The organism is Pseudomonas paraglycinae (genome assembly GCF_021601625.1).
In the GTDB taxonomy this organism is placed as follows: domain Bacteria; phylum Pseudomonadota; class Gammaproteobacteria; order Pseudomonadales; family Pseudomonadaceae; genus Aquipseudomonas; species Aquipseudomonas paraglycinae.
Window position 1 is genome coordinate 36,468 of the sequence record NZ_BQHR01000016.1, and the last position, 24,056, is coordinate 60,523.

The 24,056-nt window shown below is 59.4% G+C and carries 22 protein-coding genes and 1 pseudogene; 12 read left to right on the forward strand and 11 right to left on the reverse strand.

Annotated elements, in window-relative coordinates; translation table 11 throughout:
• Nucleotides 1-46 precede the first annotated feature (46 nt).
• Nucleotides 47-811 (forward strand): sulfite exporter TauE/SafE family protein, encoded by a 765-nt coding sequence (locus L6D82_RS21960; RefSeq protein WP_236191615.1) that lies wholly within the window; start codon nucleotides 47-49, stop codon nucleotides 809-811.
• On the opposite strand, the gene L6D82_RS21965 is transcribed toward L6D82_RS21960, so the two are convergent.
• Nucleotides 801-1,115, reverse strand: a complete 315-nt coding sequence (locus tag L6D82_RS21965) for a putative quinol monooxygenase (protein WP_102718607.1) — start codon at nucleotides 1,113-1,115, stop codon at nucleotides 801-803. The two genes, L6D82_RS21960 and L6D82_RS21965, sit on opposite strands and share 11 nt — an antisense overlap.
• A gap of 203 nt (nucleotides 1,116-1,318) precedes the next feature.
• Between L6D82_RS21965 and mdaB the strand changes: the two genes are divergently transcribed.
• The 7 genes from mdaB (at nucleotide 1,319) to L6D82_RS22000 (ending at nucleotide 8,298) form a co-directional block, all read left to right on the forward strand.
• Entirely contained in the window at nucleotides 1,319-1,909 is a 591-nt protein-coding gene (mdaB, locus tag L6D82_RS21970) for an NADPH:quinone oxidoreductase MdaB (protein WP_236191617.1), read from the forward strand.
• A 60-nt stretch (nucleotides 1,910-1,969) separates the two neighbouring features.
• Nucleotides 1,970-2,881, forward strand: coding sequence for a LysR family transcriptional regulator (locus L6D82_RS21975; protein ID WP_236191619.1), 912 nt, complete (start codon nucleotides 1,970-1,972; stop codon nucleotides 2,879-2,881).
• A 103-nt stretch (nucleotides 2,882-2,984) separates the two neighbouring features.
• Complete coding sequence (locus L6D82_RS21980; protein WP_236191621.1) at nucleotides 2,985-3,878, forward strand: NAD-dependent epimerase/dehydratase family protein; 894 nt, start codon at nucleotides 2,985-2,987, stop codon at nucleotides 3,876-3,878.
• A 249-nt stretch (nucleotides 3,879-4,127) separates the two neighbouring features.
• Nucleotides 4,128-5,477: a GntP family permease gene (locus L6D82_RS21985; protein ID WP_236191623.1), complete on the forward strand. Its 1,350-nt coding sequence runs from the start codon at nucleotides 4,128-4,130 to the stop codon at nucleotides 5,475-5,477.
• Nucleotides 5,478-5,492: 15 nt separating this feature from the next.
• Complete coding sequence (locus L6D82_RS21990; RefSeq protein WP_007953817.1) at nucleotides 5,493-6,353, forward strand: MurR/RpiR family transcriptional regulator; 861 nt, start codon at nucleotides 5,493-5,495, stop codon at nucleotides 6,351-6,353.
• 1 nt (nucleotide 6,354) lies between these two features.
• Complete coding sequence (locus L6D82_RS21995) at nucleotides 6,355-7,812, forward strand: N-acyl-D-amino-acid deacylase family protein (protein ID WP_236191625.1); 1,458 nt, start codon at nucleotides 6,355-6,357, stop codon at nucleotides 7,810-7,812.
• Between the two features lie 117 nt (nucleotides 7,813-7,929).
• Nucleotides 7,930-8,298 carry a glyoxalase superfamily protein gene (locus L6D82_RS22000; protein WP_007953815.1) on the forward strand — a complete coding sequence of 123 codons (369 nt, stop codon included), beginning with the start codon at nucleotides 7,930-7,932 and terminating at the stop codon, nucleotides 8,296-8,298.
• Here the strand turns inward: L6D82_RS22000 and gliR are convergent.
• Nucleotides 8,295-9,323 carry an AraC family transcriptional regulator GliR gene (gene gliR, locus L6D82_RS22005; protein ID WP_236191627.1) on the reverse strand — a complete coding sequence of 343 codons (1,029 nt, stop codon included), beginning with the start codon at nucleotides 9,321-9,323 and terminating at the stop codon, nucleotides 8,295-8,297. The genes L6D82_RS22000 and gliR overlap by 4 nt on opposite strands.
• 163 nt (nucleotides 9,324-9,486) lie before the next feature.
• Between gliR and L6D82_RS22010 the strand changes: the two genes are divergently transcribed.
• Nucleotides 9,487-9,714 (forward strand): FitA-like ribbon-helix-helix domain-containing protein, encoded by a 228-nt coding sequence (locus tag L6D82_RS22010; RefSeq protein ID WP_236191629.1) that lies wholly within the window; start codon nucleotides 9,487-9,489, stop codon nucleotides 9,712-9,714.
• A 95-nt stretch (nucleotides 9,715-9,809) separates the two neighbouring features.
• Here the strand turns inward: L6D82_RS22010 and L6D82_RS28715 are convergent, their stop codons facing one another.
• Nucleotides 9,810-10,673: a methyl-accepting chemotaxis protein gene (locus tag L6D82_RS28715; RefSeq protein ID WP_371321019.1), complete on the reverse strand. Its 864-nt coding sequence runs from the start codon at nucleotides 10,671-10,673 to the stop codon at nucleotides 9,810-9,812.
• A gap of 42 nt (nucleotides 10,674-10,715) precedes the next feature.
• Nucleotides 10,716-11,729: pseudogene (locus L6D82_RS28720) on the reverse strand (methyl-accepting chemotaxis protein); the annotation flags it as partial.
• 244 nt (nucleotides 11,730-11,973) lie between these two features.
• On the opposite strand from L6D82_RS28720, the gene pmrG reads away from it, so the two are divergent.
• The gene (gene pmrG / locus L6D82_RS22020) at nucleotides 11,974-12,645 is read left to right on the forward strand and encodes a lipopolysaccharide core heptose(II)-phosphate phosphatase PmrG (protein ID WP_236191632.1); all 672 of its coding nucleotides are present in this window, start codon (nucleotides 11,974-11,976) and stop codon (nucleotides 12,643-12,645) included.
• Entirely contained in the window at nucleotides 12,642-13,463 is an 822-nt protein-coding gene (locus L6D82_RS22025; RefSeq protein ID WP_236191634.1) for a phosphatase PAP2 family protein, read from the forward strand. Before pmrG ends, L6D82_RS22025 begins: the two co-directional genes overlap by 4 nt.
• A 64-nt stretch (nucleotides 13,464-13,527) precedes the next feature.
• On the opposite strand, the gene L6D82_RS22030 is transcribed toward L6D82_RS22025, so the two are convergent.
• Complete coding sequence (locus L6D82_RS22030; protein WP_236191636.1) at nucleotides 13,528-14,961, reverse strand: ArnT family glycosyltransferase; 1,434 nt, start codon at nucleotides 14,959-14,961, stop codon at nucleotides 13,528-13,530.
• Nucleotides 14,962-15,028: 67 nt separating this feature from the next.
• A complete protein-coding gene (gene rimJ / locus L6D82_RS22035) occupies nucleotides 15,029-15,616 on the reverse strand; it encodes a ribosomal protein S5-alanine N-acetyltransferase (RefSeq protein ID WP_085746862.1) in 588 nt (195 codons plus the stop codon).
• 143 nt (nucleotides 15,617-15,759) lie between these two features.
• On the opposite strand from rimJ, the gene L6D82_RS22040 reads away from it, so the two are divergent.
• Entirely contained in the window at nucleotides 15,760-16,338 is a 579-nt protein-coding gene (locus L6D82_RS22040) for a GNAT family N-acetyltransferase (RefSeq protein ID WP_085746863.1), read from the forward strand.
• A gap of 95 nt (nucleotides 16,339-16,433) precedes the next feature.
• On the opposite strand, the gene L6D82_RS22045 is transcribed toward L6D82_RS22040, so the two are convergent.
• From L6D82_RS22045 to hsdR, 5 genes are all read right to left on the reverse strand, one after another.
• The gene (locus tag L6D82_RS22045; protein WP_085746864.1) at nucleotides 16,434-16,802 is read right to left on the reverse strand and encodes a DUF6124 family protein; all 369 of its coding nucleotides are present in this window, start codon (nucleotides 16,800-16,802) and stop codon (nucleotides 16,434-16,436) included.
• A 138-nt stretch (nucleotides 16,803-16,940) separates the two neighbouring features.
• A complete protein-coding gene (locus tag L6D82_RS22050) occupies nucleotides 16,941-17,411 on the reverse strand; it encodes a cysteine hydrolase family protein (protein WP_236191682.1) in 471 nt (156 codons plus the stop codon).
• A gap of 245 nt (nucleotides 17,412-17,656) precedes the next feature.
• Nucleotides 17,657-19,999, reverse strand: coding sequence for a restriction endonuclease subunit S (locus L6D82_RS22055; protein WP_236191638.1), 2,343 nt, complete (start codon nucleotides 19,997-19,999; stop codon nucleotides 17,657-17,659).
• Nucleotides 19,996-21,465, reverse strand: coding sequence for a type I restriction-modification system subunit M (locus L6D82_RS22060; protein WP_085746866.1), 1,470 nt, complete (start codon nucleotides 21,463-21,465; stop codon nucleotides 19,996-19,998). Before L6D82_RS22060 ends, L6D82_RS22055 begins: the two co-directional genes overlap by 4 nt.
• An 88-nt stretch (nucleotides 21,466-21,553) precedes the next feature.
• Entirely contained in the window at nucleotides 21,554-23,920 is a 2,367-nt protein-coding gene (hsdR, locus tag L6D82_RS22065) for an EcoAI/FtnUII family type I restriction enzme subunit R (RefSeq protein WP_085746867.1), read from the reverse strand.
• Nucleotides 23,921-24,056 lie beyond the last annotated feature (136 nt).

A 24,056-nucleotide genomic window follows, 5' to 3' on the forward strand; every position in this document is an offset into this window, starting at 1 on the left:
TGTATGACAGATTTTCAGTTCATCCGCGCAGGCGCACAGTATCGCCATGAACGCACTCGCAGATTTCTATCAAAACCTCGGTCTGGCCCTTTCATTGCTGGTAATTGCGACGTTTGTCGTTGCCGGCATGATCAAGGGCGTGATCGGTCTCGGCCTGCCTACCGTGGCCATGGGTTTGCTCGGTCTGGCTATGGCACCGTCGCAGGCTGCGGCGTTGCTGATCATTCCGGCGACCCTCACCAACGTCTGGCAACTAGCGTTCGGCGGGCATTTGCGAGGGCTGGTGAAACGCTTGTGGCCGATGCTGCTGGCGATCTTCTTCGGCACGGCGGTCGGCACTTTGTGGATCGGCATGGCGGGCGGGCATTGGGTAGTGCGCGGGCTTGGCGCGGCGCTGTTGCTCTATGCGCTGAGTGGATTGTTCCTGCCGACGCTGAGTGTCAGTCGCCGCCATGAACCGTGGCTTGGTCCGCTTTGTGGTGTGATCACCGGCGTCATCACTTCGGCGACGGGTGTGTTCGTGATTCCCGCCGTTCCGTACATGCAGGCCCTGGGCTTGAGCCGCGATGAACTGGTGCAGGCGCTGGGCCTGTCCTTCACCGTGTCGACCCTGGCGCTAGCCGCTGGATTGCTCTGGCGCGGGTCGCTCGGCGGCGCGGAGCTGAGCGCCTCGCTGCTGGCGCTGATCCCGGCGGTGCTCGGGATGTTGCTCGGCCAATGGCTGCGTCAGCGCATCAGTGCCGTTCTGTTCAAGCGGGTGTTCTTCATCGGTCTGGGCGCACTCGGCGCCCATCTGCTGATCAGCGGCTAGCGGACGAATCGCTGAGCATGTCGATCGGGCGGATATCGAAATCACGCTCCAGGTATTCCATGCGCTGAGCCAGAAACTGCTGCATGTGCGGCAGGTTCGAGTGCACGTCCAGATGCGCCTGGCTTTCCCAGATCTCGTAGAAAATGAACAGGCTCGGGTCTTCCTTGTCGCGCAGCATGTGGTACTCGATGCAGCCGGGTTCGGCGCGGCTCGGTTCGACGTAGGCGCGGAAAAACGCTTCGAAGGCCTCGGCTTTTTCCGGGCGGGTCTTGGCGTGCAGGATGAAACCCTGGCGTTCGCTCATCGCAAAAAACTCCATTCAGATTCAGATGGCGGCCAATCCTACGGCAACAATCGGCATTCGATTCGTGCGTTTTACTCAAATGAATTTTGCGCAACCGTTGCTTATTCCGCGCGAGGCGGATCGCTAATCTGCCGCCATTCAATTTTTCCCCTTCTCCATCCAGCGCTCTGCGCTGCGTATCGGAATCCGATCGAGGCTCTCCCATGAAAAAAGTGCTGTTGCTCAATGGCGGTAAAAAATTCGCCCACTCCGACGGTCGTTACAACACCACCCTGCACGAAGCGGCGTTGAGCGTGCTGGATCGCGGCGGGGTCGACGTCAAGACCACCTTCATCGACGAGGGCTACGACGTCGCCGAAGAGGTCGCGAAATTCCTCTGGGCCGACGTGATCATTTATCAGATGCCGGGCTGGTGGATGGGCGCACCGTGGACCGTGAAAAAGTACATCGACGAAGTCTTCACCGAAGGCCACGGCAGTCTCTACGCCAGCGACGGCCGCACCCGTTCGGATGCTTCGCAGAAGTACGGCAGCGGCGGTCTGATCCACGGCAAGCAGTACATGCTGTCGCTGACCTGGAACGCACCGCAACAGGCGTTCGATGACCCGACCGACTTCTTCGAAGCCAAAGGCGTGGACGCGGTGTACTTCCCGTTCCACAAGGCCAACGAGTTCCTCGGCATGACCGGCCTGCCGACCTTCCTCTGTGTGGACGTGATGAAACGCCCGAACATCGAAGCGGATGTGGCGCGTTACGAGCAGCATCTGAGCGAGGTGTTTGGCCTCAAGGCCTGACGCTCGGCTACTATCGAAGGCCTGAGCTTGCGCAGCAGGCCTTTCGATTCGAGGACACCCGTGAAAGCCAGATCCGATGAGTTGCAGATTTTCGTCTGCGTGATCGAATGCGGTTCGATCTCCGCCGCCGCCGAGCAGGTCGGACAGACGCCGTCGGCGGTCAGCCGCACGCTGTCGCGGCTGGAAGCCAAGCTCGACACCACGCTGATCAACCGCACCACACGGCGCATGGACCTGACCGAGGAGGGCAAGTATTTCTTCGAACAGGCCAAGCTGATCCTCGACCAGATGGATCAACTCGAAGAGCGCCTCTCTTCACGTCAGCAGACGCCATCAGGACGGCTGCGCATCAACGCCGCGTCGCCGTTCATGCTCCACGCCGTCGTGCCGTACATCGACGAATTCCGCCGGCTGTACCCGGACATCCAGCTCGAACTCAACAGCAATGACCTGATCATTGACCTGCTGGAACAAAGCACCGACGTCGCCATCCGTATCGGCACCCTCGCCGATTCGACGTTGCATGCCCGCTCGCTGGGCTGCAGTCCGCTGTTGATCGTCGCCAGTCCTGAGTATCTGGAAAAACATGGCGCACCGCTCCAGGTGGCCGATCTCAGCGAACACACCTTGCTCGGCTTCACCCAGAACGAAGGCCTCAACCAGTGGCCGCTGCGTTACGTGCACGGCGACCGCTGGCCGATCACTCCGGCGATCAGCGCCTCCAGCGGCGAGACGGTTCGCCATCTGGCGCTGGAAGGCCAGGGCATCGCCTGCCTCTCGCATTTCATGACCATCGACGACATTCGCGCAGGTCGCCTCAAGGTGTTGCTGGCGGAATTCAACAGCGGTTATCGCCAGCCGATCAACGCGGTGTACTACCGCAACTCGCAGTTGGCGCTGCGCATTCAGTGTTTCCTCGACTTCATCCAGAGCAAACTCGCGGCTTACGCCAGCGCCGATTTCAAAGGCTGATTCGTGACCCCTGCGCAACAGTGATTTGGTTGTGGGCGGGTTTTTCCACCGGGCTCGGCGGTCGATACTCGTTGCATCACTTACTCACGCAGGGAGTTTCTCCATGAACGTATTCGTCACCGGCGCTGCCGGTTTTATCGGCGGCTCCATCGCCACCGGCCTGGTCCAGGCCGGCCACACCGTCACCGGTCTGGTGCGCAGCGCTGAACAGGCCAATGAACTGAAAGCACTGGGCATCACCCCGGTCATCGGCACCCTCGACGACCAAGCGCTGCTGGCCGAACAGGCCCGCGCCGCCGACGCCGTGATCAACGCCGCCAGCAGCGACCATCGCGGCGCGGTCGAAGCCTTGCTCGATGCCCTGCGCGGCTCGAACAAAGTATTCCTGCACACCAGCGGTTCGAGCATCGTCGGCGATGCGTCCGGCGGCAAATCCAGCGACGTCATCTACTTCGAAGACAACCTGCCGGAGCCGACCGTCGACAAGGCCGCACGCGTGGCCATCGACAATCTGATCCTCGCCGCAGCGAAGGACGGCGTGAACTCGGCCGTCATCTGCAACACCCTGATCTACGGCCACAGCCTGGGCGTCAATCGCGACAGCGTGCAACTGCCGCGCCTGCTCAAACAGGCACGCAAAAGCGGCGTGGTGCGTCACGTCGGCGCCGGCCGGAACATCTGGTCCAACGTGCACATCGAAGACGTGGTGTCGTTGTACCTGCTGGCCCTGACCAAAAACGTCCCGGGCACCTTCTACTTCGTCGAAAGCGGCGAAGCGTCGTTCATCGACATGACCACCGCCATGGCCCAGGCCCTGAACCTCGGCGAGCCACAGGACTGGCCACTGAAAGACGCCGAAGCCGAGTGGGGTTACGAAATGGCCAACTACGGCCTCGGCTCCAACAGTCGCGTCCGCGGCAAACACGCCCGCGAGCTGCTGGGTTGGGCGCCGAAGCGTACTTCGGTGGTTGAATGGATTCGTAACGAAATGGTGTGAGTTCACGCTGAAAAGGTGACGTTCCCGAGACCGGTGGAAGCAAGCTTGCTTGTTTTCACCGTTTTTTTTGTGCCCGAGGATTATGAAAATCCCACCCTTCGATTTTCATTATTCGCGACAAGACATATCCAAAAACGACAACCCTTATCCCTCCACGAAAATAACTTTCACGGCGTTTGAAAACTCGATCTCGAAATGATTTATGAGTTTCACAACCCATTCGAACGTGACCCTTTCGAGGAGTACCGCATGACACCGTCCTTCGGCTATTGGCTGCTGGTGTACGCCGCCGTTGCCATCATCGCCCTGATCGTTCTGATCGCCCGTTACCGGCTCAATCCGTTCATTGTCATCACCCTGATTTCCATTGGCCTCGCGCTGGTGGCGGGGATGCCGCCGTCCGGCGTGGTGGGGGCGTACGAGGCCGGGGTGGGCAAGACGCTGGGGCACATTGCGCTGGTGGTGGCGCTGGGGACGATGCTCGGCAAGATGATGGCCGAGTCCGGCGGGGCCGAGCAGATGGCGCGCACGCTGATCGAGCGCTTTGGCGAGAAGAACGCGCATTGGGCGATGGTGTGCATCGCGTTTCTGGTGGGGCTCCCGCTGTTTTTCGAAGTCGGTTTCGTGTTGCTGGTGCCGATTGCCTTTACCGTGGCGCGGCGGGTCGGCGTGTCGATTCTGATGGTCGGTTTGCCGATGGTCGCCGGTCTGTCGGTGGTGCATGCGCTGGTGCCGCCGCACCCGGCGGCGATGCTGGCGGTGCAGGCTTATCAGGCGTCGGTCGGGCAGACTTTGCTGTACGCAATTGCCATCGGCATTCCGACGGCGATCATTGCCGGCCCCCTGTACGCCAAATTTATCGTGCCGCGCATTCAGTTGCCGGCGGATAACCCGCTGGAAAAACAATTCCTCGAACGCGAACCCCGCGACAGCCTGCCGGGTTTCGGCATCACCATGGCGACCATTCTGTTGCCGGTGGTGCTGATGCTGATCGGTGGCTGGGCCAACCTGATTTCCACCCCGGGCAGCGCTTTCAACCAGTTCCTGTTGTTCATCGGCAACTCGGTGATCGCGCTGTTGCTGGCGACGCTGTTGAGTTTCTGGACCCTCGGCATTGCCCAGGGTTTCAACCGGGAATCGATCCTCAAATTCACCAACGAGTGCCTGGCACCGACCGCCAGCATCACCCTGCTGGTGGGCGCCGGCGGCGGTCTGAACCGGATTCTGGTGGACGCCGGCGTCACCGATCAGATCGTCGGCCTGGCTCACGAATTTCACCTGTCGCCGCTGATCATGGGCTGGCTGTTCGCCGCGTTGATGCGCATCGCCACCGGTTCGGCCACGGTCGCGATGACCACGGCTTCCGGCGTGGTCGCGCCCGTGGCCATCGGTCTGGGTTATCCACACCCGGAATTGCTGGTGCTGGCGACCGGCGCGGGCTCGGTTATCTTTTCCCACGTCAACGACGGCGGCTTCTGGTTGATCAAGGAATACTTCAACATGACCGTGGCCCAGACGTTCAATACCTGGACGGTGCTGGAAACCCTGATCTCGGTTGTCGCTTTCGCCCTGACCGTCGGTCTTTCTTACCTGCTGTAGTCGGAGCTTTCCGCCATGGACATCCTTTATCAGATCCGCGCCCGTCAGGATTCCTTCAGCGCCGGTGAAGGACGCATCGCCCGTCTGATGCTCGACGACGTAGGATTTGCCGCCTCCGCCAGCCTCGAAGAGCTGGCGCAGCGGGCCGAAGTCAGCACCGCCACGCTGTCGCGCTTTGCCCGCACGGTCGGTTGCCGCGACTTGCGCGACCTGCGCCTGCAACTGGCCCAGGCCAGTGGTGTTGGCAGCCGTTTCCTCGACCCGGCGGGCACGCCCGAGCAGTCGGCGTTTTACGGGCAGATCGTCGGCGATATCGAAACCACCCTGCGCCAGCATCTGGCGGCGTTCGATGAATCGCGCTTCGCCGATGCGGTGAAACTGCTGGGCCAGGCGCGGATGATTCACGCCTTCGGCATCGGCGGTTGCTCGACCCTGTGCAGCGATGAGTTGCAAGTGCGGCTGGTGCGCCTCGGCTACCCGATTGCGGTGTGCCACGACGCGGTGATGATGCGCGTCACCGCCGCCAGCCTCAGCGCCGAGCAGGTGGTGATCGTCTGTTCGCTGACCGGCATCACCCCGGAGTTGCTGGAGACCGTAGCGCTCGCGCGCAACTACGGCGCCCGGATTCTCGCCATCACCCGCGCCGACTCGCCGCTGGCGGAACTGGCCGATATCGTCCTGCCGCTGCAAGGCGCCGAGACCTCGTTCATCTACAAACCGACGGCGGCGCGCTACGGCATGCTGCTCGCCATCGACGTGCTGGCCACCGAGCTGGCGCTGGCCAATCCTGAAGACAATCAAGAACGTCTGCGGCGGATCAAACTCGCCCTCGACGAATACCGTGGCGGCGACGATCACCTGCCGCTGGGAGACTGACATGCTGTACGACACCCTGATTCGCAACGCCCTGGTCATCGACGGCAGCAACAGCCCCGGTTACGCCGCCGACGTGGCGATCCTCGCTGGCCGCATCGCGCGCATTGGCGACTTGGGCGATGCCCGCGCCACCGATGAAATCGACGCCGCTGGCCGTGTGCTGGCGCCAGGTTTCATCGACGTGCACACCCACGACGACACCGTGGTGATCCGCCAGCCGCAGATGCTGCCCAAGCTCAGCCAGGGCGTGACCACAGTGATTGTCGGTAACTGCGGGATCAGTGCGGCGCCGGTCAGTTTGCGCGGCGATCCGCCGGATCCGATGAACCTGCTCGGCTCGGCGGCGGCGTTCGTCTATCCGCGTTTCAGCGACTACCGCGCAGCGGTGGAAGCGGCCAACACCACGTTGAACGTGGCGGCGCTGGTCGGGCATACGGCGCTGCGCAGCAATCATCTTGATGATCTGTTCCGCACCGCGACCGACGCTGAAATCAGCGCGATGCGCGAGCAGTTGCGTGAAAGCCTGGAGGCGGGCGCCCTCGGTTTATCCACAGGGCTGGCGTATGCGAGTGCGTTTTCGGCATCCACCGATGAAGTCATGCAACTGACTGAAGAACTGAAAGCATTCGGCGCCGTGTACACCACCCACCTGCGCAGTGAATTCGAACCGGTGCTGGAAGCAATGGACGAGGCCTTCCGCATCGGCCGCCATGCTCAATCGCCGGTAATCATTTCCCACCTCAAATGCGCCGGTGCCGGTAACTGGGGCCGCAGTCCGCAGGTGCTCGCCTCGCTGGAAGAGGCGGCGAAAACCCACCCGGTCGGCTGCGATTGCTACCCGTATGCGGCGAGTTCTTCGACCCTGGATCTGAAGCAGGTCACCGACGCCCACCGCATCACCATCACCTGGTCGACGCCGCATCCGGAAATGGGCGGTCGCGACCTGATGGACATCGCCGCCGAATGGAACCTGTCATTGCTCGACGCCGCCAAACGCCTGCAACCGGCGGGCGCGGTGTATTACGGGATGGACGAGAACGATGTGCGCCGGATCCTCGCCCATCCGCTGTCGATGGTCGGCTCCGATGGTCTGCCGGAAGACCCGTTCCCGCACCCGCGTTTGTGGGGTGCTTTCCCACGGGTGCTCGGACATTTCAGTCGTGATGTCGGCCTGTTTCCGCTGCACACCGCCGTGCACAAGATGACCGGTCTGTCGGCGGCGCGTTTCGGCTTGAAGGAAAGGGGCGAGATTCGTGAAGGGCACTGGGCGGATCTGGTGTTGTTCGATCCGGAGACCGTGCGTGACGTGGCGGACTTCAACGACCCGCAACGTGCCGCCCAAGGCATTGATGGCGTGTGGATCAATGGCGTGTTGAGTTACCGCGACGGTCAGGCCAATGGCCAAAGACCAGGGCGTTTCCTGGCGCGCCAGGGCGATCTGCGCGACGGCTTTCGTTGAATTTTGCTGACTGCGTCACGGTGATGGCACATTGCAATTAAAGAAAGCCATCACCAAGCCGAATTGCTGACATCCACCCCGGCTACACTCTGGGGCCAATCAGTCAGGGAGCAACCCATGAGCTTCGGCAAAACCACCCCGATCCTGCGGATTTTCGATGAAGCCAAGGCCGTGGAATTCTACGTCGACTTCCTCGGCTTCAAGATCGATTGGCAGCATCGTTTCGAACCCGGTTTCCCGTTGTACCTGCAAGTCTCGCGCGGCGAGTGCGTGCTGCATTTGTCCGAACATCACGGCGATGCAACACCGGGTTCGGCCCTGCGGATCGAGACCGATGAGCTGGAGGCGTTCCAACAGCAGTTGGTCGCCAAGAACTACAAGTTCTCGCACCCGGGCATTCAGGCCATGCCATGGGGCAGCCAGGACATGACCATCGCCGATCCGTTCGGCAATCGTCTGGTGTTCACCAACGCGATCAGCCTCTAGCCGTCGTTCGACACCCGGTGAATCTGCCGAAACTCACCGGGCGGCATCCCGCGTCGGCTCTTAAAGGCGCGGTGAAAGGAGCGTGATTCGCTGAAGCCCAGATACTGGGCGATGTCCTGAATCGGCAAAGTGCTGTTGAGCAGGTAATGCTCGGCCAGTTCCTGGCGCAGTTCATCGAGGATCTGCTGATACGACGTGCCGGCCTGATGCAACTGGCGTTGTAGCGTGCGCACCGACACGGCGAGATGTTCGGCCACTTGTTCCTTGCGCGGCAGGCCTTCCTTGAGCAACTGGCGCAGGATGCTTTTGACCCGCTGCTCCAGCGACGCATCCTCCAGCGTCGCCATCAAACTCTGCGCGTGTTCTTCCAGCGTGCGCAGCAATTGCGCATCGGCCTGGCGCAACGGCAACTGCAAATATGGCAACGGCACGATCAGCGCTGAATACGCCTGATCGAACAGCACCGGGCATTCAAAAAACTGTTCGTACTGCGCCAGCGTCGTGCCCGCCGGGAGTGAGTGTTCCAGCCACACGGCGGCCGGCGACAGTCGGGTATCGGCGATCCAGCGTGCGTATTGCAGCCAGGAGCCGAGTACGTTTTCCACCAGATGCCGGCGAATCCGCGGGCGCTCAAAGCGACAGCTCCAGATCAGGTGTACGTGGCTGTCGTGTACCTCGGCGCGGCTGACGCCCATGTCGCCCACCAGTTTTTCGAACGGCATGATGCGGCTCATGGCATCGCCCAATGTCGCGCAATTCATGGTGATGTAACCCAGCACGCTCCACGAGTTGGGCAGGACGAAATTCGCCGCGTTGAGGCCGAACAGCGGATCGCCCGAGTGTTCGCAAAAGTAATCGAGCAACCGCTCATGGGTTTCCCCCGGCAAGCGCAGGCTGTTGTCGCTCAACTGCTGCGCCTGCAACCCGGCCGCCGCCAACGCAGGCTCGATGGCCAGGCCCAGATGTTCGGCATGGCGCAGGTACTTGAGCAGCGGCGGAACGGAGGTGAAGCCGAGCGATTGCATGACTGAATCCTCTTGATCGAGGCCGCCGTGGGCGGATGAGCGCTCTGAAAGGTAATTTGAATCCGCGAATAAAGTAAATGGCTGGCCTTGGGACCATGCAGAGATCTTCGAACTGGTTTGTTAGTCTGCGATCACTCATTTCAAAGATTGCAGGGGAAGCCTTATGACCAGCATCACTATTCGACTCGATGAGCAGGTGACAGAGCAATTGCGTATCGCTGCCGCCCAAAACTGTCATTCCATGGAAGACGAAGCGCGGCAGATTCTGGAGAACGCGTTGGCTACCGTTGATCGAGCCGGCGGATTAGGTACTCGGATACGCAATCGATTCGGCGCCATGGGTGGCGTCGAACTTGATCTGCCATCACGTTCAGAAAACCTCAGCGGTTGATAAACACCGGTTAAAAAAAACCGCAATTTCAGGACAAAAAAGAAGGGCAGCTTTTCAGCTGCCCTTCTTTGTACATCGGCTTTCGTGTGCAGGGTTTACACGCGGAAATGACTCACCATCTGCTGCAACTGCCCACCCAACCGCGCCAGTTCAACGCTGGACTTGGCGGTCTCATCACTCGCCGCAGCGGTCTGTTCCGACACGTCGCGGACGTTGATGATGCTGCGGCTGATTTCTTCGGCCACGGCGCTTTGCTGTTCGGCGGCTGCGGCGATCTGCTGGTTCATCGACTGGATGTTCGACACCGTGCGGGTGATGTTTTCCAGGGAGTCGCCGGCCTTGCGGGTCAGGGCGACGCTGCTGTCAGTCAGGGCGCGGCTGTTGTTCATCACGGCCGAGACTTGCTGAGTGCCGTTTTGCAGACCGGCCACCAGGCCTTCGATTTCCTCGGTGGATTTCTGGGTGCGCTGGGCCAGGCCACGGACTTCGTCGGCGACCACGGCAAAACCGCGACCGGCTTCACCGGCACGGGCGGCTTCGATGGCGGCGTTGAGGGCCAGCAGGTTGGTCTGTTCGGCGACGGCCTTGATCACGTCCATGACGCTGCCGATCTTGTCGCTTTCCTGTTGCAGCACGCTCATGGCTTCGGTGGAACGCACCACTTCGCTGGCCAGACGCTCGATCTGGGCGATGGCTTCGTTCACCACTTTGTCGCCTTCGCGAGCTTCGCCGTCAGCGGCGGCTGCGGCTTGCGAGGCTTCTTCGGCGTTGCGCGCGACTTCCTGCACGGTGGCGGTCATCTCGTGCATGGCGGTGGCGACCTGATCGGTCTCGACCTTCTGGCTGTTCACGCCAGCGCTGGTCTGTTCGGTCACGGCCGACAGTTCTTCGGCGGCGCTGGCGATCTGGGTCACGCCGTCGCGGATGCCGCTGATCAGGTCGCGCAGGGTCACGCCCATGCGCGCGATGCCTTGTTGCAGCACGCCAAGTTCGTCGCGGCGGGTGACGATCACGTTGTGGCTCAGGTCGCCGCTGGCGATGCGGTCGACCACGGCCATGGTTTCCTGCAGCGGACGGGTGATCTGACGGGTGATGATGAACGCGGCGATGACACCCACCAGCAAGGCCAACAGGGTGCTGATCAATTGCAGCGTACGAGCCTGGGCGCTTTCCACGTCACGACGGTCGAGCTGGATCTGATACAGCTGCTCGCTCAGGGTCACGATGGTCGCGCCCTGATCGGTCATTTCCTTACGCGCCTGCACCGCATCGGTGTTGGCGTTCTTGAAGGCCTGCAACGCGCTGCGGTAGTTGGTCAGTGCGGTTTCCAGCTGACGCAGGGCGTCCTGCTGCGAACTGGCGAAATGCACGTTCAGTTGCTTGAGGCTGGCGATGGCGGCGTCCAGCTGGCCGACGGCTTTCTGCTCGGTCTCGGCGTTGGCGGTGGCGGTGTAGCCGCGCACTTCGTAGCGCGCCAGGATGAACGCTTCCTTGGCGGCTGTGACGGCCTGGAACTGCTCGAAACGCTCATCGCTCAGCGGCATTTGCTGGACGCGGTTGCTCAGCGCTTCGATCAGGCCGTAGGCCGTCGCGGCACTGGAGGCCATCGAGTCGCGCGCGGTGTTGCCAGTGCGATAGGCATTACGCATCTTGTTCAGCGACGTCTGGTATTCGGCGATGGTCGCCGCCTGCTCCTTGAGCAGCTTGACGTTCTCGGGGCTCTTGAAGCTGCTGATCAGCTTCTGCTGTTGGGCGGCGAACCCGTCGAGGGTGGTCTGCACGTTCTGCGCGGCGGTTTCGTCGCCGTTGGTCAGCATGTATTGCAGGCGCACCACGCGCAGTTTGGTCAGGCCAGCGTTGAGCTGGGTGATGTCGCTCATCCAGTTGCTGCGGTCAATCAGGCCGCCCAGGCTGGTCCAGCCGGTGAGCGCCAGGATGCAGGTCAGGGCCAGGACGAGGCCGAATCCGAGCCCCAGTTTCAGGTTCACGCTGATGTTGCCGAACCAGCTATTCATCAAAAATCCTCCAGAAAAACGTTGTGCGTCTTGATCGTCGGTCAGGCTGGAAGATTGTTGTTTTTTTGCGCCAGCAAGGGTGTAAGCAGGACTGTATCGGCCGCAAATCCGAGAGCTGAAAGGTTTTTGTCCTACGGAATTTGTAACAAGCGCCCCCAAGACTTTTTTCACATGGGTTTCACTGCCTGCCCACGCCGTGCTCTCTAACCTCGCCGCATCGAATGACAAGTGATGGCGGCTTTTTGTGGAATTGCGACTGAGTCTGTTCGGCGTCAAGCGCTCGATTGATCTGAGCGGTCTGGCCTGTTTTCGAAACACCTGGGTGGTCTTGGCAGCGTCGGCGCTGGTGATTCCGCTGACCCTGTGGCTGCTCGCCCCGGCGGCGGTGCCTGATCTTGCCCACGGCAATGTGGCCGGGGCGCAGGCGTTGAAAGAGGGCTGGAACAAGGGCGAAATCATCGTGCTGGTGCGCCACGTCGAGCGCTGCGACCACTCGAAAGCCGCTTGCCTGAGCGGCCACGATGGCATTACGGATCGCTCGCGCAGTGTCGCGGTGAGCGTCGGCGCGCAGTTCGAGCAGTTGGGCCTGGATAAGGCCGACGTCTACAACAGCCCGATGATGCGCACGGTGCAGACCGCCGGCTACATGTTCAACAAGGCGGCGACCGGCGAAGACTGGCTGATCAGTTGCAAGGGCCGGATGTTGCAGGACGCGCTCGCGCATAAAGTCCCGGGACGCAACCTGATTCTGGTGACCCACAGCGAATGCATGGCGCAGCTGGAAAAAGACCTCAAGGTGCCGGCCTCGACTCTCGGGTACGGCGCATCGCTGTTTGTTTCCGACGCCAGCCCGGCGGCCCCAAAGATGCTCGGCTTCATTGAAGCCTCCGACTGGCGCACGGTGACCACCCGATGAAATCCCGCTTTTATGCTTACAACTTCGGCATCCCGCTGCTGTGTGCCGCGGTGGTATTCCTGATGTTCGACATGACCCGTATCGACATCGCGTTCAGCAATCTGCTGTTCGATCCGCTGAGCCAATCGTTCCCGCTCGACAAGATTCACTTCTTCGAAAAACTGACCCACAAGTGGGCGCGGATCATTCCGAACTGGACGGCGGAAATTGCCTTGATCGGCGCCATGCTGTCGTTTGTCTGGCCGCTGGTGAAACCGCAAAAGCATCCGCGTCTGGGCGGTTTTCTCGAGCGCTGCAAAGTCGCCCCGGTGCTGCGCTTTGCCGCCGAGCACCGTAGAGATTTTCTGTTTGTGGTGGTGGCTTTCGCGGTCTGCACCGGGGTGATCCATTTCCTCAAGGCACACACCAGCGTCTACTGCCCGATCGAGACCACGCTGTACGGCGGAAAGATGCCGCACATCGAGTGGTACAACAATTTCCAGCTGTTCCACGAAGCGGGTGAAGGGCGTTGCTGGCCGGGCGGTCATGCTTCCGGTGGCTTCACCATGCTGGCGCTGTATTTCGTGGCGCGTCGTTATCAGTGGCGCTTTTCCAGCGCGTTGCTGTGGGGCTCGCTGCTGCTCGGTTTTGTCTACGGCACTACGCGGGTCCTACAGGGTTGGCACTACATGTCTCACACGTTCTGGGCCGGGATCTTCGTGTGGCTGGCATGTTTGCTGACGGCGCTGGCGTTCTACGGTCGGGCTTGTCTGGAATTGCCGGTGTTGAGCAAGCGTGAGCGACGGGTGTTCGCTGCGCAGCCTGAGGTTTCTCTCTGAGGCCTCGCCGCTGAAATGGGAAACCCCCATCACCGGCGGGTTTTTCGTTTGTGCTGTCGTGGCATCAATAGCCGACGAAGTAATACGCCTGGCGCCCGACCATCATGGTCTTGTGGACTTTCAGCGGTGCGGCGGGTTCGCTGTCTCCCGACATCACGGCGATGTGCGAGGGCGATGCGCTGAGAAATTCCCGTAGCTGTGCATCGGTGTCCAGACCCTTCAGGACACTTTGGGTGTAGAACACGCTGGCGCCGCCGACCCGTTCGTTGGCTTGAAACAACGCGACCTGATTGCCGCTCGCCTGCAGGGCCTGAATGTGTTCGGTCAGCGGCAGGAACGACAGGTGTTTATCGGCGTTGGGCAGTGCCCATTGTGCGGCGCCAAGGTAGCTGGCGATGACCAGCGCCAATATGCCAACCGCCACTGTCTGACGATGACGGGCGATTCGTCCGACAAAACCATTCCTGTGATCCTTCAACCTGTCGAACAGCACGCCCGCATATTCCGCTGCGATCACTGCCGCTGCGGGTGTCATCGACATCAGGTAAACCGTGCGTTTGCTCGAAGCCAGGGTCAGTAGGATGAACTGCGCGATTATCCACAGGCTGAAAAACAGCAGGTAACGGTTGGCCTTCAATTGTTTACGGAAGTGCCACAACCCCAGATACACCAGAATGTTCCAGGGCAGGAACGCCTGCGGCAGCTTGGCGAGGTAGTAGTAAAACGGCTCATAGTGCCCGGCTTCGACGAACGATCCGCTGAAACGTCCTACGCTGTTGGTCAGCAACACTTCGCTGACCGCCTGGACGCCGCCGCGCTGATAGAGCACGGCAAGCCAGATCATCAGCGGGATCAGGCCGACCAGTGTCAGCAAACCCGGACGCAGCCAGTCCGTCAGCTTGAAGCGCTTGTCCATCAGGTTGTCGGCCAGCAGAAAAGCGAAAATCACCACGCCCGGCATCGCCAGCCCGAGCACGCCTTTGCTCAACGTAGCGATCGCAATCCCGACTACAAACAGCAACGAATTGCCCGGGTTCGATGCTCGCTGCGCCTGAAAAAAGGCCAGCAACGCTATGGTCACGCCAAGGGCAAGCAGAGCATCCTCGCCGACGCCGCGCACGTTGCTCCAGTAACTGGCCATGGTCGCCAGCAGAATCCCCGCCGTCCAGGCGATGGCCTTCGGGCGTTCGAAGCGGCGCAACATGGCGTACAGCAGCATCACGCTGAGCAACCCGGCCACCGCCGACGCCAGTCGCACCGCCCAGGGCGAGACACCGAAAACCCGCAGGGCGCCGGCGTCCAGCCACAGGCTCAGGGGCGGTTTTTCCAGAAAGGGCTCGCCGAACAGACGCGGTGTCACCCAGTCGTTGTCCAGGTGCATCTCCATCGCAATGCCCGCGACCCGAGCCTCGGTGGAGCCTTGCAGTTGATGGTTGCCAAGGGCGAAAAAGAACAGCAGGGCGGCAAGCAGAAGCAGGGAAGAGGCGGCACGCGACATGGTTCAGGCAACCGGAAGTGAGCGGAAACCCGAGCTTACGCGGCCATTCCTTAATAATTTGTGAACGTCACGACAGCGGTCGCGACCAGCGTTGCTCCGACGTTTCGAAACGCGGATTGACCCGCGCCGTCAGCACATGATCCTGCCAGCGCCCGGCAATGTTCAGGTACGCCTTGGCATAGCCTTCACGCTCGAACCCGAGGCGCTCCAGCAACCGGGCGCTGCGCTCATTGCCGGGAATGTAGTTGGCCATGATCCGGTGCAGGTTCTGGGTCTCGAACATATAGGCGATGGCCGCCTCCAGCGCTTCCTGCATCAAACCCTTACCCTGATGCGCCTCGTCGATGTGATAACCCAGATAGCACGCCTGAAACGCACCGCGAATGATCCCGCTGAAATTGCAGGCGCCGATCATCTGCTCACCATCCGGGGTCAGCAACGCCATATGCACCGCGAGCCCGGCTTCGAAGGCGCTGGCTTGTATCTCCAGGCGTCGGCGGATCTGTTCAGTAGAAAAGTAATCGGTGATACGAATCGGCGACCATGGAGCGAGGTGGCGTTGATTGCGCTGGTAGAACGCGCTTTCCAGCGGCGCTTGATCCGGGTCGAGTACCGCGAGCGTCAGGCGTTGACAGGGTAGGGTCAGCAGCGGCATCGGGTGCTCCGGAAGCAGGGGATGATTGACAGAATTGTCCGGACGGATGGAAAACACAACTGGATCGCCGAACGCAGAGCACTATAAATTTCCCTGATTCACTTCACATCCGGTTATGAGATTCGTCGTTCAAGGAGGACATGATGGAATGGGCATTCAAGACGGGGGAGCACTCGCTGCGACTGATACCCGCGGATCCGGCGTTTTACTCGTTGTTTCAGCAGGCGCTGAACGCCAGCTACCTCGATCATTCGGAATTTCTGCCCTGGCCGCGTGAGTACACCAACGCGGAGCAGGCGCTCGAGTTTCTGCTGAAGGCCCAAAAAGAGTTCAACAGTGAAACCGGCGAGCGACGATGGCTGATCGTGACCGAGGACGGGCAAGCGCTGATCGGTTGCATCGGACTCAAGCCCCGCTCGCGCAACCGCTACGTCGTGGGTTATTGGGCCAACACCGAGCAATCGGGCAAGGGCTACATGCGCGCCGCCCTCACACATCTGCTCAACAACCTTCCTGAGTTCACCTTTTACCTGACCGCTTCCTCAGCCAATGCGAGAAGCCGGCGTCTGGCCGAGGCTGTCGGGTTCGTGTTGGTCAGGATCCACCCCGGGGCCCGGCAATCGGAACGGCACGGCGAGCAAGACACCTGCGTCTATCGCCTGCCAGGCAAACCGCAGGCAAAAAAAAGCCCGCAGGAGCGCGGGCGAACCGTAGTTTCTTGAATGAGCGAGGCCAATGTACACGGCCATCACCGCCGCTGGGGTGAAGAAAAGTTCATGTCGATGAACGACTTGCGTCATCGACGAGCGGTCGTTTTTCAGTGCACGACAGGCGCCGTCGTACGGGGCACCAGATTCACCGGATCCAGGTTCTCCACGGCGCGATTGACCAGCATTTCAGTCATGATCGACAACTGCCGGATCGCCAGCAACCGGCTGCGCTGAGAGCCCGTGAAATCATCGGCGATGTTGGCCGTCACCATGTTCAGCGCCGCAAGGGTTTCGCAGGCATGGGTCAGCAGAGTGGCCGTGTCCACGTCGGTGCGCACGGAGAAAATCTCGTTGAAAGGCAGGGTGCGACGCGGCTTTCTCACGTATTCCTGAGGCTGGGCAAGCACAGCCGGTTCTTTCGATTCGGTTTCGTGAGGCGGTGTTTGATCAGGCAGGCTTCGGGTGTCTTTTTTCATGACGAGGCTCCATGGTTTCAGGCTCCCGGCGAATTCCTTTGGTAAACCATTTGCCGGGTTGCAGCGGAGCGCGAAGACTAGCGTTTGGAAGCATCTTGAACCAGTTCATGGAAGTCGACGCGGGTTGCGGGAAATTTCCTAGGACGCCTGCAGACAGGAGCGAAGTTCACTCGACGTCAGCGTGTGCTTGAAGTGATGTTCCCACAACCGCACACCCAGCCCGCCCGAGCGATCCAGCGACGAACCCACCGTCAGATCCGTGAGCAACGTCGGCTGCAAACCGGCATCGAACAACGCAACCCCGGCAGCCAGGCAGCAGGTTTCGGTTTGCAAGCCGCAAACCAGCACGCGATCCAGATTCAGGCTTTTCAGGTAGTCGAGGGTGTCCGGGGAGGGTGCGTTGCCGTACTTGATGAAGATGCGGTCTGCGGCGATCAGGCTGTCGTAATCCGCTGGCGGGTGCCAGCCGAGCTGACGCTGGAAGGGGGTGCGGATTTCATCATGGCGCTCGACCGTGGCGACGCTTGGCAGTTTGCCGATCAGTGATTGAATGCTGTCGATCAGCCATTGGGGCGGGGAGAAGCAGGGTTGGACGTCGATGATCAGCAGTGCCTAGCGCATGAGGTCTCCCGGGATGAATCTCCAGATGCGACAAGGCCCGCACTGGGCGGGCCTTGTCGTTGAGAGTTGGTGGGCCGGGGTAATCTGAATTGGGTTATTAGGTATTTGATTTAATTAATTAACGTTAGTTTGTAAATTTCTTTGGAATACCAATTGGAATGCCGCGAGAGGTTGGATCGAGCAATATGCTTCGTACCCGTATCTTGCAGAGGGTGCTCAAAAGGATCATCTGTTTACTCGAAACCGGGCAAGCTGAGCATGCCACCCTTAGTGCGCTTACCAAAGCCGGTGGGCATCAGGATTTTGTGCTTTTTCATCTCTGCGAGTATCGCCAACCATTCGGTTTTGCCAAAGCGCAGTTTCGTGTCGTTCCAGCTATGCATGACTTCGTTCACGATGTCTTTATCGGTAACCGGTCGGCCCTCTAGGATGAAGTCGTTCCAGGCGGCATAGAGCGTCACAGTCATTTCGCAACGGTCCGTATCCCAGTCCCGCATTAGCTCAATGACCTGCTCAATCGTGATGCGCTCAGCGGCCGACCAGGCGCTGCTATACGCCTGCCGATGCTGCCCTGCTTGCGAAAGCGGGCGGTAAGCATGGCCAACAGTCTCGCGCTCGATGCGTTCGTACCACTGATTGTTTTGCAGCTCTCCTTCAACCTTATTCATCAACTGGCGATCGTGGGGGCCGGCGGCGTCGCGCAGGTAATCACCTTGGATGGCTGCGATTCTGGCCACGTGCTCGGCTAGGTAAATCACTTTCTGCAGCTTGCGTTGGCCGAAGGTACGTTGACTATGCAGTCGATGAGTAATTTCTGCTGCGAGTAAGGTACGGGCTACTTGACGGTCTGTGGGAATGGTAGTCCGTTGGCCGTCTTCGGAAAGGGCTCGTTCGACTAGGGTGCAGGCCAACTGTTCGTTCAACTGGCGAGCCTGGGTTAGGCGGGTTTTGAGTTGATTGCAGAGTGCCATGAGCTGATCAACTTTGGCGACGATGCGGTGTTGTTCTGCAAGCGGTGGCAGCATGACGAGAAAGTTGCGTAACGGTCGCAACGGGATTGTAGGTTGTGCTGTGCCGGTCGTGCTTTGAGTTGCTTGCTCGTATACCCACGGGGAGGACAGTAAATAACAGGCAAATGCAGAGTTAAGCAGTTCGCTACCTTTGAGGATCGCAATATGGCGTTGTACGCAAAAATCCCGTGGGCTATCAACTGCTATGGGCCGGCCATACGTCGCCCCGACAACTGTATAAAGGATGTCGCCTATTTCTGGGCGACGGTAAAGCGCGATTTGATTGAAGTAATCCTGTGGTACGAAACGGCAATTTGAGAAATCAAGATGTCCTTTGGTCACGTTTCCGATAGTTAGAAATGCAATTCCGTCAGTGGATTTCGGTGGTGATTGATGGTCGCCATCTGTAATTACCCTGAACATAGAGCAGAGGCGTGTCCATGCCCATCCTGCGGGTAGAGAGACTCTCTGATCGTACTCGGATATTGGCTCTGGCTTCGTCACAGCAATCTTGTGTACAGCTGCGTAATCACTTCGATCTTTAGCCAAATGCGCCAGTAGCTCGTCGGCCGGTTCATCACTAGAGACTTGCGGCACCAGTTTGCCCATCACGGCTAGTTGCAACAGCGTTTGTTTGAGAGCGTCGATGCTGGGTTCGGTGGTGAACAGGGTGTGGAAGTGTTCGGCCAGGCGTTGCCAGTTGGTGGCGAAGTCGGTAGCGTCGCTGGCTTGGGTCAGGCTGTCGAGCAGCGCTTTTACCAGTTGGGCGTGGGCGCTTCCGGCGTCGGCCTGCTGGGCATCCAGCCGGTCGCACAGGGCCATCAGCTCATCGACTTTGGCAACGATGCGGTGTTGTTCGGCGAGAGGGGGCAGTGGAAACGGATTTGCCTCAACAAAGTCTTTGGGCAATCGTTTCTGACCTGCTGTCCCTGTCATCTTGGTTTCGCCAACAAGCAAGAACTGTGGCGATTTCAGATAGGCCAGTACGTACCTAGGATCAAGGGTTCCGTTAGCAGGGCGAACAATATGCAACTCAGTCGTGCCCGCGCCCAAGCCATTCATTAGGTTGGAAAAGACGCATGCTTTGCTGTTTTCAAAGCATGGTGTGATCTTCGCCACACCAATATCGCCTTCGGCAAAATGCGTGAAACCTTGTTTCACCTCACCCCAGAGGCGAGGTTCTTGCCCATGCTGATCATCGAAGCGTGTGCCAATAAAAGTCATAGGCACAAACGAGACTTCAAGTGAGTCTGCTGCAGCATTACGAGGGTTAACAAATGCTACTTGCGCTAATGAACTCCACTTCCAACCTGCTGGCAATTCAAACGTTTCTGCTTCCTCGCCAACCTCTGCCAGCGGCTTCTGCTTCTTGATCTTGCCCTCAGCTACCAACCGCGCCTTTTCCTCAGCAATGCGCTTGAGCAACTCACTGGCCGGCTCATCACTAGGATCTTGCGGCACCAACTTGCCACGCACCGCCAGTTCCAGAATTAGCTCGCGCAACTTTTTGATGCCATTGGGTGCACCGGCCAGCAGCGGCAGGTTGTCGATGAGCAGCGCGGTCATATCTGGCGCTCCAGGGCTTCGGCCAACACCGCCTTAAGCTGATCGCGTAGGTCGCTGATTTCGCCTTGTAGCTTGGCGTAATCACGCAACAACTCCTCCGGGTCGTGGCTGATTTGTTCGCCGATATGCGGGTTCTTGCAGTCCAGGTTCCAGTTGCGGGCTTGCAGCTCTTCGACGCTGACCTGCCAGGCGAATTCGTTCTCCACGCGAGCGGCAAAGCCATTGGCCTCGCTGCCCCACCAGGCTTCTTCCACGGCGAATTCTTCGATACGCATGGGGCGAGTCTTGGAGTAGTTCTTCACGCCGGCCGGGTAGTGGTGTTCGTAAAACCACACCTGTTTGGTTGGCGTGCCCTTAGTGAAGAACAACAGGTTGGTCTTAATGCCGGTGTAGGGGCTGAACACGCCGTTGGGCAGGCGAACGATGGTGTGCAGGTTGCACTCGGTCAGCAGCTTTTCCTTGATGCGGCTTTTGATGCCTTCGCCGAACAGAAAGCCATCGGGCAGCACCACGGCGGCGCGGCCTCCGTCTTTAAGCAGTTGCATGATCAGCACCAGAAACAGGTCGGCGGTTTCGCGGGTGCGGAAGGCGGCTGGGAAGTTGGTTTCGATGCCGTCTTCTTCCATGCCGCCGAACGGCGGGTTGGCGACGATGCAGTGCACGCGCTCACTCGGGCCCCAGCTGATCAGCGGTTTGCTTAGGGTGTTGTCGTGGCGGATCTGGCTGGGCACCTCGATGCCGTGCAGGATCATGTTGGTGGTAGCCAGCAGGTGCGGCAGCGGCTTTTTCTCCACGCCGAAGATGCTGGCCTGCAGGATGCGTTCGTCCTCGGCGGTATTTACATAGCGGCTGCGCTTGTGCTCGATGGCGCAGGTGAGAAAACCACCGGTGCCGCAGGCCGGGTCCATAACTTTTTCGTCCAACTTCGGATCGACCATCCGCACCATAAACTCGGTGACCGGACGGGGTGTGTAGAACTCACCAGCGTTACCTGCGTTCTGTAGATCACGCAGTAGTTGCTCGTAGAGGTTACCGAACTCGTGACGTTCCTGGGCCTTGTTGAAGTCCACGCCTTCCTGAATCTTGTTGATCACCTGGCGCAGCAACTGCCCGGACTTCATGTAGTTGTAGGCGTCTTCAAACACGCTGCGCACCACGAAGGCTGAGGGCGTGTTGCTGTACTCGTGCAGGTTCTGCAACTGAGGAAAAAGGTTATTGTCGATAAAGTCCTTCAGCGCATCGCCGGTCATGCCTTCCGGGTCGGCGGCCCAGGTACGCCAGCGGCAGCTGTCGGGAATGGGCGAACGGTAGTTGTCGTCCATCAGTTCCCATTCCAGCTCGCGGTCATCGAAGATCTTCAGGAACAGCAGCCAGACCAACTGGCCAATGCGCTGGGCGTCGCCGTCTACGCCGACGTCTTTGCGCATGATGTCTTGAATCGACTTGATGGTGGAGCTAATGGACATGGTGTTCTCTCAACGCGTACCGCAAGGGGGGCGAAATTCTACCGGATAGTGGGAGTGAGTGCTTTGGCATGTCGTCGGTGTCTAGCCTTTAGCTTGCGTAAAGCTCGTCTTCCAGTTCGTGGATTGCCTTGCTGTAACCAGCTTTACCGCCAAATGCCTTGACCAATTCGATGGGCACACCAATCTGGCTAAACGGTTCAAGCTGCAGGATTTTGATGTCCTCAATATGCTCGATACCGGTATCAGCGTATTTATCCAGCAACGCCTCCAACACTTGGCGGGCCGCTCCGGAATACTTGGCAAAGTAGTTACGTTTTTTCACCTGCTCGGCTCGCTCACGCCGTGATAGGGCGGGCTGATCGAAGGCGACGTGGCAGATCAGGTCGAACGGATCGAGCGGCTTGCCCTGTTTCTTTTCCACTTCTTCGGCCAAGGCTTCCCACATCACACCCTGGATGGCCATCTCCTCGATGATGGCCTTTTTCTGCTCGGCATCACTCCAACGCCTCAGGAAGTCATCCAGCGAAGCAAACTGTTTTTGCACGCAGGCGCGGGTGTAATCGTGCAGCGACTCGGTAATCAATCGACCATCCGGACCGTAGTACTGCACGCGCTCGGCGACGACGTAAATCGGGACGCTATCGATGAGGTACTTGATGCGTTTTTTGCCCTCATCTTCGCCGGTAAAATCCAGGTCATTGCCCTCGTTATCGTTTCCTGCGCTGATGCCATCGTCGTCGGCAAGTGGGTCATCCGGCGGTACAGGTGAGTCGTCGATATCTGGGGCGTAAATCACCACCGGGTCGCCGTCGAAGGCAGGATCGGCAAACAGCTCGGTAGCCTTTTTGAAGTCCATGATGGTGAACCAGTACTTGCCGTAATCCTCGTTGATACGAGTACCGCGACCGATGATTTGCTTGAATTCGGTCATCGATTTGATGTGCTGGTCGAGCACTATCAGCTTGCAGGTCTGAGCATCGACGCCGGTGGTCATCAGCTTGCTGGTGGTGGCAATCACCGGGTAACGCTCTTCGGGGTTGATGAAGTTATCCAGCTCGGCCTTGCCTTCCTGGTCATCGCCGGTGATGCGCATGACGTACTTGCGATTCTCAGCCACTCGCTCGGGGTTGAGATTGACGAGGGCTTGGCGCATACGCTCGGCGTGGTTGATGTCGTCGCAGAAGACGATGGTTTTCTGAAATGGATCGGTGGCCGTTAGCAGTTCGGTGACCTTCTTCGCCACCAGTTGGGTGCGCGCTTCGATAACCAGCGTACGGTCCATGTCCTTTAGGTTGTAGATGCGGTCTTCGATCAGTTCGCCGTTCTTATCGAGCATGCCTTTGTGTGGCCGCCAGCCTTGCAGGTCTTTGTCGAAATCAATGCGAACCACTTTGTAGGGGGCGAGAAAGCCGTCTTCGATGCCTTGCTTCAGGGTGTAGCTGTAGATCGGCTCACCGAAGTAAGTGATGCTTGATACCTCTTTGGTTTCCTTCGGTGTGGCAGTGAGGCCGACATGGGTGGCACCGGAGAAGTAGTCGAGGATTTCACGCCAGGCGGAGTCCTCTGAGGCGCTGCCACGGTGGCATTCGTCGATCACGATCAGGTCGAAGAAGTCGCGGGAGAACTGCTTGTAGATGTTCATCTCTTCATCAGTGCCGGTGACAGCCTGATAGAGCGACAGGTAGATCTCGTAGGAGGTATCAATCTGGCGTTTGGCGATTTTGGTCATCGCCTGGCCGAAGGGCTTAAAGTCGTTGTTTTTGGTCTGGTCGACCAGGATGTTGCGGTCGGCCAGAAACAGGATGCGTTTCTTCTGTTTCGATTTCCACAGTCGCCAGATGATTTGGAAAGCTGTGTAGGTCTTACCGGTGCCCGTAGCCATCACCAGCAAGATACGGTCTTGGCCGCGCGCCACAGCCTCGACTGTGCGGTTGATTGCATTCATCTGGTAATAGCGAGGCATGCGCCCGGAGCCGTCGTCGTAGTAGGGGGCTTCGATCTTGCGCTGGGCGGTATTATCCAGACCCTTCCACTGGCAGTAGCGGTGCCAGAGTTCGGCAGGGCTGGGGAATTGATCAAGGGTGAGTTCGCTTTCTATCTGGCTGCCTGTGCCACTGCGGTCGTGAAACAGGAAGCCGTCGCCATTGCTGGAGAACACGAACGGTACGTCTAGCGCCTCTGCATAGGCGAGCGCTTGCTGCATGCCGGAGCCAACGGAGTGTTTGTTGTCCTTAGCCTCGATCACAGCGATAGGCAAGTTGGCCTGGTGATAGAGGATGAAGTCTGCACGGCGTGCTTCGCCACGGCTGTGAAGTTTGCCCCGGACGATAATGCGGCCCTTGGTAAAGCTGACTTCCTCGCGCACCTGCTTGTGCATGTCCCATCCAGCTTGCTGAATGGCGGGGGCGATGTATTTGCTGCAGATGTCGCGCTCGGAAAGTGATTTCTTGTCCATGGCTGGCTATGTCCCTATGGCTTGCCGTGGACTTTACCAGATCGGGCTGGAGGCATGCTGCCAGTATTGGCACGCTGGGCTGACACGCAGCGTAGTACGCCCGGAAAGAGGACGCTTCTAATCCCTAGTTGCGTCG